Origin of the sequence: Pseudomonas paraglycinae (assembly GCF_021601625.1) — a bacterium.
In the GTDB taxonomy this organism is placed as follows: Bacteria; Pseudomonadota; Gammaproteobacteria; order Pseudomonadales; family Pseudomonadaceae; genus Aquipseudomonas; species Aquipseudomonas paraglycinae.
Map to the genome: position 1 here is coordinate 18,567 of NZ_BQHR01000030.1, position 18,624 is coordinate 37,190.

The window sequence follows — 18,624 nt, forward strand, 5'->3', positions numbered from 1 at the left end:
CAGTGGCTGCCGTTTTGAGCCGGGTGTCCATCAGAAACGGGAGCGAGCAGGCTCGCCCCCGCCGGTTTCACTGACGGTCAATCAGCCTTTTTCGTCGATCCCGGCTTGCAGGGGCTGACTGTCCAGATGACCGCTCAGGGTCACCGGGCCGACTTTCAGGTTGCCGTTTTCAACGGACACCTTCGGTGCATTTTCTTCAGTTTTGTGCGGCAGATCCAGGCCGGCTTTTACGCCGTAGTCGAGGTTACTCAGGTCGGTGCTGCTGACCTTCGAACCACCCAGATCGACCTTGCCTTCGGTGGCGGAAATCCGCGCACCGGTCAGTTGGGTAGCGCCACCGACGGTGAGGTTCACACCCTGACTAGCGCTGATGCCGGAGGCCTGTTTGACGCTGTCCTTGTGCGCGTATTCGCCTCCGGCTTTCAGCGTTGGCTTGTAGTCGGTGCCCGCCAGTTTTCCCTTGTCGTCGGCCGGGGTCTTCTTGGCGGTCAGGCCCAGATCCACGTCGACCTTGGCGTGAGTGCTGGAGTCCTGACGGCTTTCGACCGACAGATCACCCGCCACATTGCCGCTGACGTTGCGCGCATCAATCCGCGCGCCGCTCAGGCTCGCATCACCGCCACTGTTCAACACCACCCTGTCAGCCTTGATCTGGCTGTTCTGCTGGGTGGTGCCTTGCAGGTAGTCCACGCCGACCTTGGCCCCGGCACTGAAGCCGTGATCGCTGCTGACTTTTTCATCGGCGGCGGTCGGTGTGCTTTTGCTCAGATTGCCACCGGCGTTCAGCGCTACGTTCCAGTTGTTGCGGTTGTCGCTGGACTGCGCGGATTCCTGAACGAAACCGCCCTTCTGCGCATCGATGCTGACGTTCGGCGCGCCGACCTGAGTGCCTTGCAGGTGCACCGAATTGCCGCTCAGGGCGATGCCGTTCTGGCTGTTAAGCTGGCCACCGCTGAGGGTCTGGGTGTTCTCGTTGACCCGACCGATGTTGAAGTTGCCGCTGAGGTTGCCGCCCTGATCGCGGCTCTTCTCGCTGCTGGTCTTGCTGCCGCCCGCCTTCAGGCCGCCGCCGAGATTGCTGCCGGTGGCGACGTGCGAGTCGGTGGCCGCTTGCAGGTCGAGTTTGCCGTCGGCTTTCAGGTCGATAGCACCAACGCTGTCGATCTTCGTGCCCTGCTGCACCTGATTGCCGCCGCTGCTCAATTGCACCGGGCCGTTGCCATTGATACTGGCTACGTGGGCCTGGGTGTCGGTGGTCTTGTTGCCTTTGTGATCGAGCTGGAATCCAGCGCCGAGATCGACGTTGGTGCCGTCGGTGCCCGGCAAGGTGCCTACCGTCAGCGAACCGTTGCCACGCAGGCTGGAGCTGTCGCTGCTCTGGCGGTCGTTGGCCTGATTCAGGGCCAGATCGCCGCCGGTCTTGATGCTGACACCGCCCTGCCCGCCATCGAAACGGCTGCCTTCGAACTGGGCATCGCCGCCGACATTGATGTTCACGCCCTGATTGCCAGCGTAACCGCCGACCACCGCGGTGGAGCTGTCCTTGCTCGACTGGCTGCTGCCACCCGCGCCGCTGCCGGCCACGTTCACGTCTTCACCAGTCTTGGTGTAGACGCGCACGTCGACCTTGGCATCCACTGATTTTTCGGTACTGTTGTGGGTGTTGTTCGCTGCATCGGCCACCAGTTTGTCGGCGCCGATGTTCGCTTTGCCGGCGCTGGCGTTGTACTGGGTGCCCTGGTCGTGCAGCGTGCCGCCGACCTTCACGTCCACGGTCTTGCCGTCGAACCGGCTGACCACAGCGTTGCTGCCTTGCTCGGTTTTATCGGCGCTGGCATGACCGATTGCCACGTCGATACCGACGTTCGGCTGACCGAGATTGGTCAGTGCGTCCTTGTCCGGCACCTTGCCGCCGAGCACGTCTTTCACCGCACCGGCAATCGGCCGGGCGATGTCTTTGTACTCGACGTTGGCGCCGATGTCCGCCGACCAGTTGCTCTCGCTGTGAATGATGCTTTCGGTGTTGCTGGCAGCACGGTTGTCGACTTCGTTGGCGGCGACGTTCAGACCGTTGCCGGACTTGAGTTGCGCGCCCTCGGTGGCGAGTTTGTCAGCGTTGATGTTCAGGCTGCCGCTGCTCTGCACGCCGGTGGTTTGCGCGGTGGTTTTGCCGGTGGTGTCTTGCGAGGTGCTGTGCGAGAAGTCCACGCCGCTACCGGCGCGGTCGAGCCCGCCGGTGTAGTAAAAACCGCCGCCAGTGCTGCGGGTCTCGGTCGAGGTGCTGTGGCTGTCCTGCTCCGCCAGCAGCGAGACGTTCTTGCCGCTCAGGCTGGTGTCGCCAGCGGTGGATTTCACCTCGGCGCCCTTGAGCGTCACGTCGCCGCCCGCGTTCACCTGCACGCTGCCGCCGCTGAGGCTGGAACCCTGCTGCGTGACGTCGTTGGTGGTGACGGTTTGCGCCTTGTCTTCGTAATGCACGCCGGCGCGATACTGCTCCGCCGTCTGCTCCTTGGCGTAAGCGTCGAAACCTCGGGTCTGCGTTCTGTTGCTGCTGTCGTCGGTGTTCTGCGTCGAATGCACCTTCACATCACCCGCCGCATCCGCCGTCAGCGAACCGCCGGCCTTGACCGTGGAGCCGGCAACTTCGATGTCCTTGGCGCTCTTGAGCTTGAGGTTGCTGTCGGAAGCCAGCTCGCTGCGCACCGTGGTGCTGTCCTTGCTGTTCTGCCGGGACTCGTCCTTGGTGATGCCGAAGAACTTGCTGTCCTTGTCGTGGTTGTTGCTGTGCGAAGTGTCCTGCACGCCGTCGATGGTCAGCGAACCGTTGTCGCTGATCACGCTGGCATCCTGGCCGCCGCGCACCTGGCTGCCGCTGATGCGCACGTCGTCGGCCTTGACCACCAGTTTGCCGGCCGCATTGACCTTGCTGCCCTGATGCTGGGTCTGGCCCTTGTCGGCGTCGCCGGTCTTGCCGAAGAAACCGCCGCCGACCAGGTCACCGGAATAGCGGTTGTCGCTGCTGCGGTTGGTGCGGGTCGCGGTGGTGATTTCCACCTGTTTGCCGGCCAGTTGCAGATCGCCGGCGCTGTTCAATTCAGCGCCTTCGGAGCGCAACAGTGCGGCGGTTTGCAGGGCAATGTTGCCGGCCTTCAGCTGGCTGGTGATGCTGCGCTGCTCTTCGCTGCTGCTGTCCCAATCGGCTTTCCACAGGTGTTTGCGGTGCTTGCCCTGATCGGTCTGGGTGTGGCTTTCAGTGGCGGCGGTCAGGCGCAGATCGCCGCCGCTTTGCACGCTGAGGTTGTTCTTCGCGTCGACCTTGGCGGCTTTCAGTTCGGTGTCTTTGCCGGACGAGAGTTGCGCGTCGCGGCTGGCGACGATCTGGCTGCCGTGCTGGCGCGAATCGCTGTCGGTCTTGGTGCGCTCGTAAGTTTCCCAGGTGATGCCGATGGTGCTGTTGTTCCAGTTTTCGCGCTGTTCCTGAAGCTTGCGGCTTTCGACGGTGGTCAGGGTCAGATTGCGCTTGGCATCGACCTTCACGTCGCGACCGCTGACGTCGGCGGCGGCCAGCGTCAGGTCCTTGCCGCTGTGCAGGCCGACGTCGCCCTGGCTGCTGCGGATGCCGGCGCGGGTCACGTCGAGGCTGTCCGGAATCGCCTGACCGCTGACGCTCAAGTCGCCCGCCGAACGAATCTGCACGCCGTCACGTCCTGCGACTTGCACCGCGCCGACCTTCACGCCCGCGCCTTCAGCGGTGCTGACGATGTTGATGCGCCCGGCCTGCATCGCGCCGAACAGGCTGGCGTCGATCCGTTGATCGGTGGTGTTGCCCGCCGGGTCCACGGCTTTCACCTGGCCGCTGGCGTAGTCGATCTGATTGCGCCCGACGGTGAGGTTCAGTTGATCGCGAGCGCTGATTGCGCCCTGGCTGTCGATGCGCGGCGCGATCAGGTTGATCGAGCCTTCACCGTTACGCAGCCCGCCGCCCTGGATCTGCAACTGACCGGTGGCGTCGCGGGTGCTCAGGGCTTGCAGCTTGCCGTCGTTCAGCTCGGGCCGGCCGACCACCAGATTGGCGTTCGGCGTGTTGATGAAACTGCCGCCATTCACCGAAATGCCGTTCGGGTTGGCGAGCACGTAGTCGGCGGCGCGACCGAAGATTTCCTGGGCGCCGTTGATGGCCGAAGGGTTGCGGCTGATCACTTCGTTGAGGATCACGCTCGCGGCCTGGCCCTGCAATTGCGGGTTGGCCGCCAGTTGCCCGGCGAGCTGCGATTGCCCGGCCTGCAAGGCGTTGTTCAACACCAGGCCCTGTCGGTCGACGTTGTAGTCGAGGAATTGGTTATGCGAAAGCCCCGAGCCGTTGGGCGCGACGATGTTGACGATCGGGACGCCGCCCTGGGTCTGCAGTTGCGCGGTGCCGCCGGGGCCGGGCGCGACCACCACGCCGCCGGCCATGGCGCCCGGCAGGTGAGCGACCAGGAACAGGCTGGCGATGGCCCAACGCAGTTTGCCCCGTGGGGAAAGATGAAACGCAAAGGTATTCATTGGCATAAAAAACTCTCCATGTAGTGCGGCATCACGTTGCGCGTTGAGTTGAAGGCCACGGCTGTCGCGCTCAGGTCCGATGGCTGTTGTTCACTGACGTTCATATCTGTAATCCGACCCGCATCAGCCAGGTTTCAGGCTCGCGGTGCAGGCCGGTCGGGGTGTTCAGGCTGCGTTGATAATCGACGTCCACTTGCAGGTTTTTCCAGCCCAGATTGAGGCCGATGCTGGCGCCGCTCAGGCGTTGAACCGGGGCGCCGTGATCGGCCTTGATCCAGCCGTGGTCGAGGCCGACACGCGGGGTGAGCTGCACTGGCAAATCGGTGCGCAGCGGCAGGCGCAGAGTGTTGCGCCAGATCGCGCCGCTGGCACCGGACGCACTGCTGACCCGATAACCGCGCACAGCGGAATCGTCGGTGCCGAGCAACTGTTCGATGGCTGGCAGCGGATCCGGGCTGTACTGCAAATTGAGCTGGCTCTGCCATTGCCAGGCTTGCGCGCCGAGCTGGCCGTTGCGCCACTGGCTGAGGCCGGCGCGGTACTTGCGAAACTGTGCCTTGGGCAGGTTTTTGACCTGACGATCGGCATCGTCGTCGGCGCCCAGCCAGCGCAAACCCTGGGCGTAATTGACGTCGAGGTTCCACACCGCGCGGTCGAGCCAGAACAGATTGAGCCCGGCCTCGGCCACGGTCAGGGTCGGGCTCTGGATGCCGAGGCGGACGCTTTCCAGATAGCTGTCGACATCCTTGTGCGCCAGTTGCAGATTGGCGCTGAGCTGATGGCTCTGGTCGCGCCACAACACCCGGTCGGCGCGCAGGCTGAGTTGATCGGTGATGCCGGTGCTGTGAAAAGTCAGCGTGCTGAGCTTGAACGGCGCGCGGTATTCGGCGTGGCTGGCGAAAGTGCTGAACGTCCAGTAACCGTAGGGAATCGCGTAATAGAGGCTGGCGTTGCGGCTGTAGCGGTCGCCCTGATTGAGGGTGTCGCTGGCGCTGAGGCTCAACAGGTCGTTGAGTTCGAGCGGGCTATCGAGGGTCAGGCTCAGTGTGTCGCGATCACGACCGGTACTGGCGCTGCCGAGGTTGTCCACGCCCAGGCCCAAGCTCCAGCGCGACTGCCCCGAGGTGCGCGATCGCAAGATGATTTTCGACGCACCGGGCTGGCTGCCGGGGGCGATGTCGGCGGTAAGATCGAGCGAGCGCAGGCGGTTCAACTGATCCAGACCCTGCTCCAGATCCCGCAGGTTCAGCGGCTTGCCGAGCATGCCCGGGAATGCACCGCCGAGGGACACCGGCAGGCTCTGGTCGGCCAGTTCGATGGACTCGATGTAGCCTTCGTCGATCAGGATATCCAGCGATTGCCCGGCTACCGGCGCGCTGCTCAGGTAAGGCCGACTGGCGATGTAGCCCTTCTCCACGTACAGCGCGGTAATGGTCGCCAGCAGATGGTTGATCTGGCCGACGCCCATGCACGGCGCCAGCAGCGGTTTGATCCGGGCGTTGAGTTTGTCTTTGCCGATCAGCGTGACACCACCGATACGCGTACCGCTCAAGGGCCAGCAGCGCTCATCGGGTTTGATCGACTCAGGAATGGCCGGAGTGGCAGGCGTCGGGCCGAACGCGCCGCGCTCCAGTTGCCGCTTGCGCTGTTCGAGTTGCAGCTGTTGCAGATCGCGCTGTTGCAGTTGTTGCTGGCGCAGCACTTCCTGGCCAGGGGCTGGAGTTTCGGCGGCGAGAACGCTGGGCGCACACACACTCAACAACAAGGCCGACAACAGCGGGCGCGGCAGGGAACGACTACGAGAAACAGCGCAAAGCGAATACGGCACTCAACATCCTTGCAATCAACTGGCTTAATGCCACCCCATCAATAGCGGTGATAGTCAGAGCCTTCCTACACAATTGCAAGACGCTTCCTACGGCGCTTACATTTCTTAAACAAATAGTCAGCTTCTTCTTTCGACAGTCTTCATCTGACGATCGGCGGAAAAAATCAATTGCCACAAAATATTACTCGCGTCATATTACGGTCGTAATAGCCATTCCGCTTCTTCAGGTATTACGCCATGACCAGCATGCCCACCGTAGAACCCGATCTCGCCGCTCCGGTCAGCGCTCCCAAACCGCCCCTGCTCAAACGCCTGCTATTGCCGACTGCGGGACTGGCTGCGCTGGTATTCGCCGGGCTGTATGCCGCGCATTGGTGGGGCACGGGGCGGTTTCTCGAGGAAACCGACGATGCCTACATCGGCGGCGACGTCACGGTGATCGGGCCGAAAGTCGCCGGTTACATCGAGGAAGTGCTGGTCAGCGACAACCAGAAGGTGAAGGCCGGCGACGTGCTGATTCGCCTCGACGCCCGCGACTACCGCGCCAATCTGGCCAAGGCCGAAGGCGCAGTCGCCGCCGAAGAGGCGCTGCTGGCCAACCTCGACGCCACCGAACAACTACAGCAAGCGGTGATCGGTCAGGCCCGCGCCGGCATTGATGCCGCCAGCGCTGAAACCGCTCGTTCGCGGGATGACAACGCGCGCTACAAACGTCTGGTGACCACCAACGCGGTCTCGGTAGAAAGCGCGCAACGGGCCGACGCCACCTTCAAGACCGCGCAAGCCTTGAGCGCCAAGGCCCAGGCCGAACTGCTGGCCGCGCAGCGCCAGCTCACCGTGATCGAAACCCAGAAACAACAGGCCCGCGCCGCCCTCCAGCAAGCCCGGGCCGAACGGGATCTGGCGCAACTCAACCTCGGCTACACCGAACTGCGCGCCCCGGTCGACGGCGTGATCGGCAACCGCCGCGCGCGGGTCGGCGCCTATGCGCAGGCCGGTTCGCAACAGTTGTCGGTGGTGCCGGCCAGTGGTCTGTGGGTCGATGCCAATTTCAAGGAAGATCAACTGGCGCGGATGAAACCCGGCCAGCGCGTGAGCATCCGTGCTGACGTGTTGTCCGGCCAGGAATTCCACGGTCGCCTCGACAGCCTCGCCCCGGCCACCGGTTCGCAGTTCAGTGTGCTGCCGCCGGAAAACGCCACCGGCAACTTCACCAAAATCGTCCAGCGCGTGCCGGTGCGGATTCTGCTCGACCCGGCCGATGGCGTGCTCGGCCACCTGCGTCCGGGCCTGTCGGTGACGGCTGAAGTCGACACCCGCGCCCAACCTGAAACCAACGCCGTGGCCAGCGCGCCATGAGCACCGCCCTCACCGCCGCCGCGCAGCCATCCAATGCCGCCGACATGACGACGGCGACCAAAGTGTTCGCCTTCGCCACGATGTGCATCGGCATGTTCATCGCGTTGCTGGACATCCAGATCGTCTCGGCCTCGCTGCGCGATATCGGCGGCGGGTTGTCCGCCGGCACCGATGAAACGGCGTGGGTGCAGACCAGTTACCTGATCGCCGAGATCATCGTGATTCCGTTATCCGGTTGGCTGTCGCGGGTGTTTTCCACGCGCTGGCTGTTCTGCGCCTCGGCGGTCGGCTTCACCCTCGCCAGCCTGCTCTGCGGCATCGCCTGGAACATCCAGAGCATGATCGCCTTTCGCGCGCTGCAAGGGTTTCTCGGCGGGTCGATGATTCCGCTGGTGTTCACCACCGCGTTCTTTTTCTTCACCGGCAAACAGCGGGTAATCGCCGCTGCCACCATCGGCGCCGTGGCTTCGCTGGCGCCAACATTAGGCCCAGTGATCGGTGGCTGGATCACCGACATTTCCTCCTGGCACTGGCTGTTCTACATCAATCTGGTGCCGGGAATTTTCGTCGCCGTGGCGGTGCCGATGCTGGTCAAGATCGATCAGCCGGAGTTGTCGCTGCTCAAGGGCGCGGACTATCTGAGCATGGTGTTTCTGGCGCTGTTTCTCGGCTGCCTGGAATACACCCTCGAAGAAGGCCCGCGCTGGAACTGGTTCAGCGACCAGACCATCCTGACCACCGCGTGGATCAGTGGACTCGCGGGGCTGGCCTTCATCGGCCGCACGCTGCACGTGGCCAATCCGATCGTCGATCTGCGCGCGCTCAAGGATCGCAACTTCGCCCTTGGCTGCTTCTTTTCCTTCGTCACCGGGATCGGCCTGTTCGCGACGATTTACCTGACGCCGCTGTTTCTCGGCCGGGTTCGCGGCTACGGCGCGCTGGACATTGGTCTGGCGGTTTTTTCCACCGGGGTGTTCCAGATCATGGCGATTCCGCTGTACGCCTTTCTCGCCAATCGCATCGATCTGCGCTGGATCATGATGGCGGGCCTGGCGTTGTTCGCGTTGTCGATGTGGGAATTCAGCCCGATCACCCACGACTGGGGCGCCGGAGAATTGCTGCTGCCGCAAGCCCTGCGCGGTATTGCCCAGCAACTGGCGGTGCCGCCGGCGGTGACATTGACTTTAGGGGGCTTGGCACCCGCGCGCCTGAAGCATGCGTCGGGCCTGTTCAACCTGATGCGAAACCTGGGCGGTGCAATCGGGATTGCGGCGTGCGCGACCATTCTCAACGACCGCACCAACCTGCACTTCACCCGGTTGGCGGAGCATCTGAACAGCAGCAACGAAGCGGTGAATCAGTGGCTGGCCCAGGTCGGCGGCAACTTCGCCGCGCTGGGTCAGAGCGGCGATGTCGGCCTCACCGCCAGCCTGCGTCAGCTATGGTTGCTGACCTACCGTGAGGCGCAGACGCAAACCTACGGCGACACGTTCCTGATGATCATGGTGTGCTTCGGCATCGCCACGGCGATGGTGCCCTTGATGCGCAAGGTGCAACCACCGGCCGCGCCGAGTGCCGATGCACATTGATCGATCAGGCTTGCGGGGTTTTACGAAAGCCGACGGCCAAGCGGTTCCAGCTGTTGATGGTGCTGATCGCCACAGTCAGGTCGACCATTTCTTTGGGCGAGAACTGGGCAGCGACGGCTTCGTAATCTTCGTCCGGGGCGTGGGTCAGGCTCAGCTGGGTCAGGGATTCGGTCCACAGCAGCGCGGCGCGTTCACGTTCGGTGAAGAACGGCGCTTCACGCCACGCGGTCACGGCGAACAACCGGCGCGGGGTTTCGCCGCCCTTGATCGCGTCGGCGGTGTGCATGTCGATGCAGAACGCGCAGCCGTTGATCTGCGAAGCGCGCAGCTTGACCAGTTCGATCAGTGTCTTTTCCAGCGGCAGTTTCGAGACGGCGGTTTCCAGGGCAATCATCGCTTTCAGGGCATCTGGGGACGCGGTGTAGAAATCGATACGAGGTTTCATCGGGGATCTCCGGGGCAAGTGAATGTGGGGCTACGTTAGTCCCGGCGCCCGGACCGGCAAATAGCCAATCTCCCGGAAGATGGGTAGGCCACTGCGTCGGTGTCAGAAAAGAAAGTGTGAAAGGACAATTGCCATCACTCGTTGCGCGCCACTAGAATGCGATCAATTCTTAATTGCACCCTAATCGCACTCTCGATTGCATCTCTGGCAACGGACGCCCGAAACGAGTACCTGCCCTCCATGTCGTCCCTCGATCAGCCGTTGAATCAGCAAGTCCAGACGCTCTACAGCGAACACCACGGGTGGCTGCAGGGCTGGCTGCAGCGCAAGTTGGGCAACCGCTGCGAGGCGGCCGATCTGGCGCACGATACCTTTTTGCGCCTGCTCACCCGGCAGGTGATCAAGCCGCTGGGCAACGAGCCCCGGGCGCTGCTGACGCACATCGCCAAAGGCCTGATGATCGATCGCTGGCGGCGTCAGGACCTGGAGCGCGCGTACCTGGAAACCATCGCGCACCTGCCCGCCGCCGAAGTGCCGTCGCCGGAAACCCGCTACCTGATTCTCGAAACCCTGTGGCGCATCGAAGCGCTGCTGCGCGAACTGCCGGAACAGACCCACGAGACCTTCCTGCTGTCGCAGATCGAAGGCCTGACCTACGCGCAGATCGCCACGCGCCTGAATGTTTCGCTGATCACCGTCAAACGGCACATGCGTGCCGCGTTCATTGCCTGCCTGAGTGTCGCCTGATGAGTTCGTCGATGATCAACCCGCAGATTCTCGGCGAAGCCGCCGACTGGCTGGTGCAACTGCATTCCGGCACCGCCACCCCGTCCGACCATCAGGCCATCGCCCAATGGCGCAGCCGCAGCGCCGAGCACGCCATGGCCTGGCAACGGGCCGAAGCGCTGTTGGGGGATTTACGCAGCGTGCCGGCCAACGTCGCGATCCAGACCTTGAAACGCGCGTCCCGCAAAGAAGGCCTGAGCCGTCGTCAGACCCTTACCCGCCTCGGCCTGCTGCTGATGGCCGGGCCGCTGGGCATCGCCTCGCAGCATGTGCCGTGGCAGCAATGGACCGCCGACCAGCGCACCGCTGTCGGCGAGCAGAAGAACCTGCAATTGCCGGACGGCACCCAACTGGTGCTCAACACCGACAGCGCCGTGGACATCGCTTTCAGCCCGGTGGAGCGTCGCGTCCTGCTGCTCAACGGCGAAGTGCTGATCAACACCGCCGCAGACGCCAGCGCCCGTCCGTTCATTGTCGAAACCCCGCAGGGTGTGGCCCGCGCGCTGGGCACGCGATTCTGCGTGCGCACCGAGGGTTCGCGCAGTCAGGTGTCGGTGCTTGAAGGCCAGGTTCAGATCACCCCGCAACTGCTCAAGCACAGTGCGATTCTCCAGGCCGGTGAGCGTCAGCGCTTCAAACTCAACAGCTTCGACAGCGCCGAAACCTTCGACACCGCCTCCCTGGCCTGGGACAAAGGCATGCTGCTGGCCAGCAACATGCGTCTGGACGAATTGCTCGGAGAGCTGAGCCGCTATCGCCGGGGCGTGCTGCGCTGTCATCCGGACGTCGCGGCGATGCGCGTGTCCGGGGCGTTTTCCCTGCGCGACACCGACGCCAGCCTGCGTCTGCTCAGCGACACGTTGCCGCTGAACATCAACAGCCTGACCCGTTATTGGCTGTCGGTGGAACCGCGTGTCTGAGCCCTCGGAAAATATTTTCCGTATTCACTGATACCTTTTCGCGTCTCGTCCGGTGAGTGGATAGACCTTTCAATTCCACGCCCCCGACAGGAACACCGAATGACCGCAATGCCATCGCCCCGCCCCGCCACGTTTGCGCTCAAGGCCCTGAACCTGAGCCTGGCCCTGGCCTTCAGCGCACTGCTGCCGAGCGCCGCCCAAGCCGCCGACAGCGTCAGTGAAAGCGCCAGCCGCAGCGTCAACATCGGCCCCGGCCTGCTCAGCCATGTGCTGGCGCAATTTGCGGTCAGCGTCGGCGTGCCGCTGTCGTTCGATCCGGCGCAACTGGGCAATCGTCAGAGCCCGGGCCTGCAAGGCAGTTACACCGCGCAGAGCGGTTTTGCGCGGTTGCTGGAAGGCAGCGGTTTCGAGCTGATCAGCACCGGCCACAACGGTTACACCGTGGCCCCGAAAGTCGCGGCGGACGGCGCGCTGGAACTGGGCGCCACCAACGTCAGCGCCCTGCGCGACGACAGCGGCGACACCTTTGGCGGCGAACAGGTCGCGCGGCGCGCGCAGATCGGCATGCTCGGCAACCAGGAGGTCAACGACCTGCCCTTCAGCGTCACCAGCTACACCGCCAAGACCATGGCCGACCAACAGGCCCAGACCGTCGGCGATGTGTTGCTCAACGATGCCTCGGTGCGCCAGTCCAACGGCTTCGGCAACTTCTCGCAGATGTTCATGATCCGTGGCCTGCCGCTGGCCTCCGACGACATTTCCTATAACGGCCTCTATGGCGTGCTGCCCCGGCAGATCATCGCCGTCGAAGCGCTGGATCGAGTGGAACTGTTCAAGGGCCCGAACGCGTTCGTCAACGGCGTGACCCCGAGCGGCAGCGGCATCGGTGGCGGGATCAACCTGCAACCCAAACGCGCGATGGACACCCCGACCCGCAGCGTCACTCTCGATTACAGCGCCGACGGTCGGGTCGGCGGGCATCTGGATCTGGGCCAGCGCTTTGGCGAGGACAACCGCTTCGGCGCGCGGGTCAACCTGATGCAGCGCGAAGGCGACACCGCGGTCGATGACGAAGATCAGCGCTCGTCGCTGTTCAGCGTCGGCCTGGACTATCGCGGCGATCGCCTGCGGGTCTCGACCGATTTCGGCTACCAGAAGCAGGTCATCAACCAGGGTCGCTCGGTGATCTATGTCGATTCGAGCCTGACCAAAGCCCCCAAAGTGCCGCACGCCAATGCCAGCTACGCCCAGAGCTGGAGCTACTCGCAACTCGAAGACACCTTCGGCATGGTCCGCGCCGAATACGACCTGAACGACAACTGGACGGCCTACGTGTCCGGCGGCGCCAAGCACACCCGCGAGAACGGCGTGTACTCGTCGCTGACCGTCACCGACCTCAACGGCAACGCCCGTGGCGGCATGCTCTATTCACCCCACGACGAAGATAATCAAAGCGCCATGGCCGGGCTCAACGGCCGCTTCGACACCGGCCCCGTCACGCACCAGTTGAACCTCGGCTGGGCGGGGATCTGGGGCGAGCAGCGCTCGGCGTTTGAAACCATTGGCACCGCCGGGCGCTACAGCACCAACCTGTACAACGTCACCGACAAGCCGCGCCCGGCGCCCACCTCGTTCGCCAGCGACATCAACGACCCGCGTATCACCGGCAAGAACATCCTGCGCAGCGAGGCGATTTCCGACACCCTCGGCTTCGTCGATGACCGCATCCTGCTGACCCTCGGCGTGCGTCGCCAGGCACTGAAAGTCGACGGCTGGAGCACCGCCACCGGCGCCCGCACTTCGAGCTATGAAGAGTCGATCACCACCCCGGTCTACGGCCTGGTGATCAAGCCGTGGGAGCACGTGTCGTTCTACGCCAACCGCATCGAAGGCCTGGCCAAGGGCCCGACGCCGCCGACCACGGCGATCAACCGCGACGAAACCTTCGCCCCGGTGCGCAGCAAGCAGATCGAGGCCGGCGTGCGCCTGGACATGGGCAGCTACGGCGCCAACCTCGGCGTCTATCGCATCGAGCAACCGTCGAGCTACACCCAGGACGGAATCTTCCGGGTCGACGGCCAGCAGACCAACAAAGGCGTGGAACTCAACGTCTACGGCGAACCGCTCGACGGCCTGCGCCTGCTCAGCGGCGCAACCGTGATGAAGACTGAACTGGAAGGCAGCAGCAACGGCGTGAATGACGGCAACCGCGCCGTCGGGGTGCCGCGCTTCCAGTTCAACCTCGGCGCCGACTGGGACATTCCGGGCCTCGAAGGTGCCGCCCTCAGCGCGCGGATGTTGCGCACCGGCGGCCAGTACCTCAACGCGGCAAATACCCAGAGCATTCCGGCGTGGAACCGCTTCGATCTGGGCTCGCGTTATGCCTTCAAGCTGGATGAAAAGCAGATCACCCTGCGGGCCAATCTGGAGAACGTCGCCAACGAAGCTTACTGGGCCTCGGCCAACGGCGGTTACCTGACCCAGGGCACGCCGCGTACGCTGAAGGTTTCGGCCACCGTGGACTTCTGACCGCTCGTCATCCGGCCGGCACCAAGGGTTCGGCGCGTCAGACCAATATCAGGTAGATCCCCTTTCCGGAGACAGACCATGATGACGCGCAAACTCACCTCGCTGTTGTTGATCGGCCTGCTGGCCACGGGCTCAGCCGTGACATTCGCCGCCAACGACGGCGCCGATGCCACGGGCACCAAATCCGGCTCCACCAATAGCTCACAAATGCCGCCCGATAACACGCCGGGCTCGCCGTCCGGCGGCAGCGGCGCGGGGGGCGGCACCGGCACCAACGGCGGCGCCAGCGGTTCGGGCTCAGGCGCGGGAGGTGGCACCGGTTCGGCCGGTGGCGGCACGGGCGGTGCCGGCGGTGGCACTGGCGGCTGAACGAACAAGAGCAGGCCGTGGTAAACGCCATGGCCTGTGTCTGAACCCGATTGTTTTCTTGTCAGCGATCCGAGCGCAGCAATTCGCCGAAGCCGACGTCCATCGATAACACGGCCGCACGATTGCGGCCGGCGTTTTTGGCCTGATACAGCGCCGCATCGGCGCGCTGGATGAACAGCTCCGGGCTGTCGTTGCCCAGCGGAATAAACGAGTAGCAGCCCAGGCTCACCGTTAGATAACCGGTGGGCGAGCCGCTGTGGGTGATGTGTTTGTCCATGACGCTGCGGCGGATCTGCCCGGCAATCGCCAGTGCGCCATTGATGTCGGTATCCGGCAGCAACACCGCGAACTCTTCCCCGCCATAGCGCACCGCCAGATCGGACTTGCGCTGGCAGCAGTTCTTCACCACCTGCGCGACCTGCGTCAGGCAATGGTCGCCGGCCACGTGGCCGTAGGCATCGTTGTAGCTTTTGAAGAAATCGATATCGAGCATGATCAGGCTCACCGGGCTCGACTGCCGCGCGCCCCGGGCAAACTCCACCTCCAGCGAGCGCTCGAACAGACGCCGGTTGGCCAGCCCGGTCAGGCTGTCGTGGGTGGCGATCTGCTCCAGCGTCCGCTGGGCCTTGCGCAGGTTTTTCTCGATCCGCTCGCCATCGCGCACCTGATGAATGAACACCCAGCCAAACAGCCCCACGCCGAGCATCACCAGCGCCACGATGACGCTGGACTGGAACGCCCGGTCATACCAGCCCTGGAGGATCGTGTCCCGGGACGAAGACGCCGCGACCACCAACGGGTAGCTTTCCAGCTGCCGATAGCCATAAAGGCGCGTCACACCGTCGACCACCGAATCGATCATCGCGGTGCCGGCGGACGCATTGGGCAGCAACTTCTGGTAGATCTCGCCCTTGGCCAGCGAGGTGCCGATCAGGCTCTCGTCGAACGGCCGCCGGGCGAGCAAGGTGCCGTCGGTCAGGCCGAGGAACATGGTGCCGTTGTCGTCCAGGCTGAAGCTTTTGAAGAACTTGTCGAAGTACGACATCTTGATCCCGGCCAGCAACACGCCCTGGAAATTGCCGGCGCGGTCGTTGACCCGTTTCGAGATCGGGATGATCCACTCGCCGTTTTCGCGGCTGCGGATCGCCGGGCCGATGTGCGCCACACCCGACACGTTCTGCTGGTGAAACTTGAAGTACTCGCGATCCGCCACGCCATTGCCGCGCGGCAGATCCGCGAATGAGGTAATCACCCACTGCCCTTCGCGGTCGAACAGAAACATGCCGTGCAACTGCTCGAGTTGCTGCACCCGCCGCGCGAGGGTTTTCTGCAAACGTGGCTTCTGCGCCGCGCCATAACCATCGTCCTGAACCCAGTCGACCAGGCTGGTCAACACCAGATCCGCTGCCAGAAAAGTGTCTTCAGCCTGCTGTGCCATGGCCCGGGTCAGGTTGGCCGACGACACCTGTGCGTTGGCCAGATCCTGGCGCCGCGACTGTTCGATCTGCAAATACAACAGGCCGGACAGGCTCAGACACACAGCCACTATGAACAACACCGCCGCCTTGCGCAGGGGCAAACGCTTGAGGGTGCCGCCGGGGGCTTGGTTCGGATCGTGAATGGGGATAGGCAAAAGCGTGTCCTGGGCAGGTACGACAGGGGCAAAAGCCCGAAACCCTTGTTTTCGTGAGCGTAGCCCACCGGGTTGTGTGGGGCAACCAAGTGCCCCCGCCACGATCCCGACCCAGTTGCTATCGGCGCGCAGGGCAATTGGATGACCTGCGGCGCGAATTATTTTTGCCTGCCCGTTTTCCTCGCTTTTACCCCAGGCTCGCCAACCGCCGCATCGCACTGTGCAGATGCGCCCGCGCACTTTCCGGATCGCCCTCGCGCATCTGCTCGTACGCCCGTTGCGCAACCGCGTGCGGTACCGGTTTCAACACCCGTTGCGTGGCCATTGCCAATAGTTGCACTCTCGCGGCACGTTCCAGGTAATACAGGTCGTCCCAGGCTTCGGCGATGGTCGGCGCCGCGACAATCACCCCGTGATTTTTCAGGAACAGAATGTCGGCCTCGCCCATCACCCCGGCAATCCGGTCGCCTTCGCGCTCATCCAGCGCCAGCCCGTTGTAATGCTCGTCCACTGCCGTGCGCCCGTAGAACTTCAGCGCGGTCTGACTCAGCCATAACAGCGGTGGCCCCTCCAGCAGGCACAACGCCGTCGCGTTCGGCATGTGGGTATGGAACGCGACCTTCACTCGGGGCAGCCGCTGGTGCAGGCGCGCGTGAATATAGAAAGCGGTCGCTTCCGGCTGACCCTCGCCGTCCACCACGTTGCCGGCGAAGTCGCAGATCAGCAGGTTGTGCGCGGTCACTTCGGAAAACGCATGGCCGTACGGATTGACCAGAAACAGGTCAGCGTGTCCCGGCAACATCGCCGAAAAGTGATTGCAGATCCCCTCCTCCAGCGCGTGCAGCGCCGCCAGTTGAAAGCACGCCGCCAGCTCTTGGCGAGCAGTTATGATGGCTTCGCTGTCGAGGTTCAACGAGCCGGAACGCGCAGCTCGGGCGCTGCCGGTCAGGGTATGGGCCATGGCGAAACTCCTCTATTACCAGCCAAGGGACGAGAACAGCGGCAGCACTTCGTCCAGCGTGTTGAGGATCGCGTCGGGCCGATAGTCCGGCAGCAACTGACGACCGGTGCCACGGTCGATCCATACGCAGCGAAAATGCATGTCGCGGGCCGCCGTGTGATCAAGCATCGGGCTGGCGCAGATGTGCACCACCTGATCGCGGCTGACGCCCAATTGCTCATGAGCGTAGTCGAACAGCCGCGGCGCCGGTTTGTAGGCACCGGCCTGTTGCGCGGTGATCACCCGGTCGATGTGGCCACCGAGTTGAGCGACGTTGCCGGCGATGATGTCGTCATCGGTGTTGGAGACGATGCACAGCTTGAAACCCTTGGCCTTGAGCTGCGCGAGGGTCTCGACGACTTCGGGAAACGGCGGCATCTGCGGAATCGCGGCGGCCAGGCGCTGACTGTCTTCGCTGGCACTCGCCAGGCCCAGTTCTTCCAGGGCCAGTTGCAGGCCGAGAGTGCTGAGTTCGCGAAACGAGCGGTGCGGTGGCGTCTGTTCCAGGCGATGTTCGTGGCGGTCATAACCCTCGATCAGGCGCCCGGCGTCGACCCGGTGTTCGCCCTTCTCGCTCAGGATCCGCCCAGCCACGGCGCGCAGGCCTTCGTCCCATTGAATCAAGGTGCCGTAGCAATCGAATGTCAGCCATTGCGGGCGCGGTGTGTTGATCAAGGTCATGGGGAATTCCTCTGCAAGTGAGGGCTTCAGCTTATGAACTCGGGGTGATAGTGTGAAATTAAATAAATAGCCGACCGTCAGTTGCCAAACAAATATCGAGGCCGCCGCCATGCTGGATCTGGAACTGCTGAAAACCTTCGTCTGCGTGGTCGATGAAGGCAGCTTCACCCGCGCCGCCGAACGCGTCCACCGCACCCAATCCACGGTCAGCCAACAGGTACGCAAACTCGAAGACCTGGTCGGCCACGCCCTGCTGTTGCGCGACCGCACCGGGTTGAACGTCAGCGTCACCGAGCACGGCGAACTGCTGATCCACTACGCCCGTCGATTACTGGCCTTGTCGGCCGAGGCCAGCGAAGCCCTGGCCAGCGACCTGGATCTGGAAATCCTGCGCATCGGCATGCCGGAAGACTTCGACGCCCGACGCATGGCGCTGATCCTCGCCGGCTTCACCCGCAGCCACCCGCAAGCGCGACTGGAAACCGTCAGCGGCATGAGCCTCGACCTGCGCCAACGCCTCGACAGCGGCGAAATCGACATCGCCCTGATCAAACGCGAACCCGACAGCGGCCCCGCCTGGGCGACCTGGCCGGAAAGACTGGTGTGGGTCAAAGGCGTGGAGTTCGATTCTTCCGGCGGCGTGTTGCCGCTGGCGCTGTTTCCCCAAGGCTGCCTGTACCGGCAACGGGCGATTCGCCTGCTCGACGTGGCGCAACGCCCCTGGCGGGTGGCCTTCGGCAGCCACAGTCTGACCGGCATTCAAGCGGCGGTGGCCTCAGGGCTCGGCGTTTCGGTGCTGCCGGCGTCGGCGGTGTTGCCGGAGCATCGGGTGTGCACGGACTTGCCGCCATTGCCGCCGACGGAGCTGGCGCTGGTCAGCCGCGAAGGGGTGTTGAGTGGATTGCAGCGGGGTCCGTCTCTTATCAACATCTGACGCTGC

Annotated in this window: 13 protein-coding genes; 7 read left to right on the forward strand and 6 right to left on the reverse strand. The window is 63.7% G+C overall.

Translation table 11 applies throughout. The features are described 5' to 3' along the window. Positions 1–81 precede the first annotated feature (81 nt). Positions 82–4,551 carry a hemagglutinin repeat-containing protein gene (locus tag L6D82_RS27700; RefSeq protein ID WP_236192065.1) on the reverse strand — a complete coding sequence of 1,490 codons (4,470 nt, stop codon included), beginning with the start codon at positions 4,549–4,551 and terminating at the stop codon, positions 82–84. Positions 4,552–4,645: 94 nt separating this feature from the next. Next, positions 4,646–6,373, reverse strand: coding sequence for a ShlB/FhaC/HecB family hemolysin secretion/activation protein (locus L6D82_RS27705; protein ID WP_236192066.1), 1,728 nt, complete (start codon positions 6,371–6,373; stop codon positions 4,646–4,648). 237 nt (positions 6,374–6,610) lie between these two features. Between L6D82_RS27705 and L6D82_RS27710 the strand changes: the two genes are divergently transcribed. Then, complete coding sequence (locus L6D82_RS27710; protein ID WP_236192067.1) at positions 6,611–7,732, forward strand: HlyD family secretion protein; 1,122 nt, start codon at positions 6,611–6,613, stop codon at positions 7,730–7,732. Then, entirely contained in the window at positions 7,729–9,321 is a 1,593-nt protein-coding gene (locus L6D82_RS27715; protein WP_236192068.1) for a DHA2 family efflux MFS transporter permease subunit, read from the forward strand. Before L6D82_RS27710 ends, L6D82_RS27715 begins: the two co-directional genes overlap by 4 nt. A 4-nt stretch (positions 9,322–9,325) precedes the next feature. Here the strand turns inward: L6D82_RS27715 and L6D82_RS27720 are convergent, their stop codons facing one another. Then, the gene (locus L6D82_RS27720) at positions 9,326–9,766 is read right to left on the reverse strand and encodes a carboxymuconolactone decarboxylase family protein (protein ID WP_085748563.1); all 441 of its coding nucleotides are present in this window, start codon (positions 9,764–9,766) and stop codon (positions 9,326–9,328) included. A 240-nt stretch (positions 9,767–10,006) separates the two neighbouring features. Here L6D82_RS27720 and L6D82_RS27725 point away from each other — a divergent pair, with 240 nt between their 5' ends. The 4 genes from L6D82_RS27725 (at position 10,007) to L6D82_RS27740 (ending at position 14,370) form a co-directional block, all read left to right on the forward strand. After that, positions 10,007–10,513: a sigma-70 family RNA polymerase sigma factor gene (locus L6D82_RS27725; protein WP_236192069.1), complete on the forward strand. Its 507-nt coding sequence runs from the start codon at positions 10,007–10,009 to the stop codon at positions 10,511–10,513. Then, positions 10,513–11,472 (forward strand): FecR domain-containing protein, encoded by a 960-nt coding sequence (locus L6D82_RS27730; RefSeq protein ID WP_134023727.1) that lies wholly within the window; start codon positions 10,513–10,515, stop codon positions 11,470–11,472. Before L6D82_RS27725 ends, L6D82_RS27730 begins: the two co-directional genes overlap by 1 nt. Positions 11,473–11,571: 99 nt before the next feature. Next, positions 11,572–14,001, forward strand: a complete 2,430-nt coding sequence (locus tag L6D82_RS27735; protein WP_134023725.1) for a TonB-dependent receptor — start codon at positions 11,572–11,574, stop codon at positions 13,999–14,001. 78 nt (positions 14,002–14,079) lie between these two features. Continuing rightward, entirely contained in the window at positions 14,080–14,370 is a 291-nt protein-coding gene (locus L6D82_RS27740) for a hypothetical protein (RefSeq protein WP_134023723.1), read from the forward strand. Between the two features lie 61 nt (positions 14,371–14,431). On the opposite strand, the gene L6D82_RS27745 is transcribed toward L6D82_RS27740, so the two are convergent. The 3 genes from L6D82_RS27745 to L6D82_RS27755 form a co-directional block, all read right to left on the reverse strand. Further along, positions 14,432–16,003, reverse strand: coding sequence for a sensor domain-containing diguanylate cyclase (locus tag L6D82_RS27745; protein WP_236192070.1), 1,572 nt, complete (start codon positions 16,001–16,003; stop codon positions 14,432–14,434). A gap of 187 nt (positions 16,004–16,190) precedes the next feature. After that, entirely contained in the window at positions 16,191–16,964 is a 774-nt protein-coding gene (locus L6D82_RS27750) for an aldolase (protein WP_236192071.1), read from the reverse strand. Between the two features lie 15 nt (positions 16,965–16,979). Then, positions 16,980–17,684, reverse strand: coding sequence for a haloacid dehalogenase type II (locus L6D82_RS27755; protein WP_236192072.1), 705 nt, complete (start codon positions 17,682–17,684; stop codon positions 16,980–16,982). Between the two features lie 109 nt (positions 17,685–17,793). On the opposite strand from L6D82_RS27755, the gene L6D82_RS27760 reads away from it, so the two are divergent. Next, positions 17,794–18,618 (forward strand): LysR substrate-binding domain-containing protein, encoded by an 825-nt coding sequence (locus L6D82_RS27760; RefSeq protein ID WP_236192073.1) that lies wholly within the window; start codon positions 17,794–17,796, stop codon positions 18,616–18,618. Positions 18,619–18,624 lie beyond the last annotated feature (6 nt).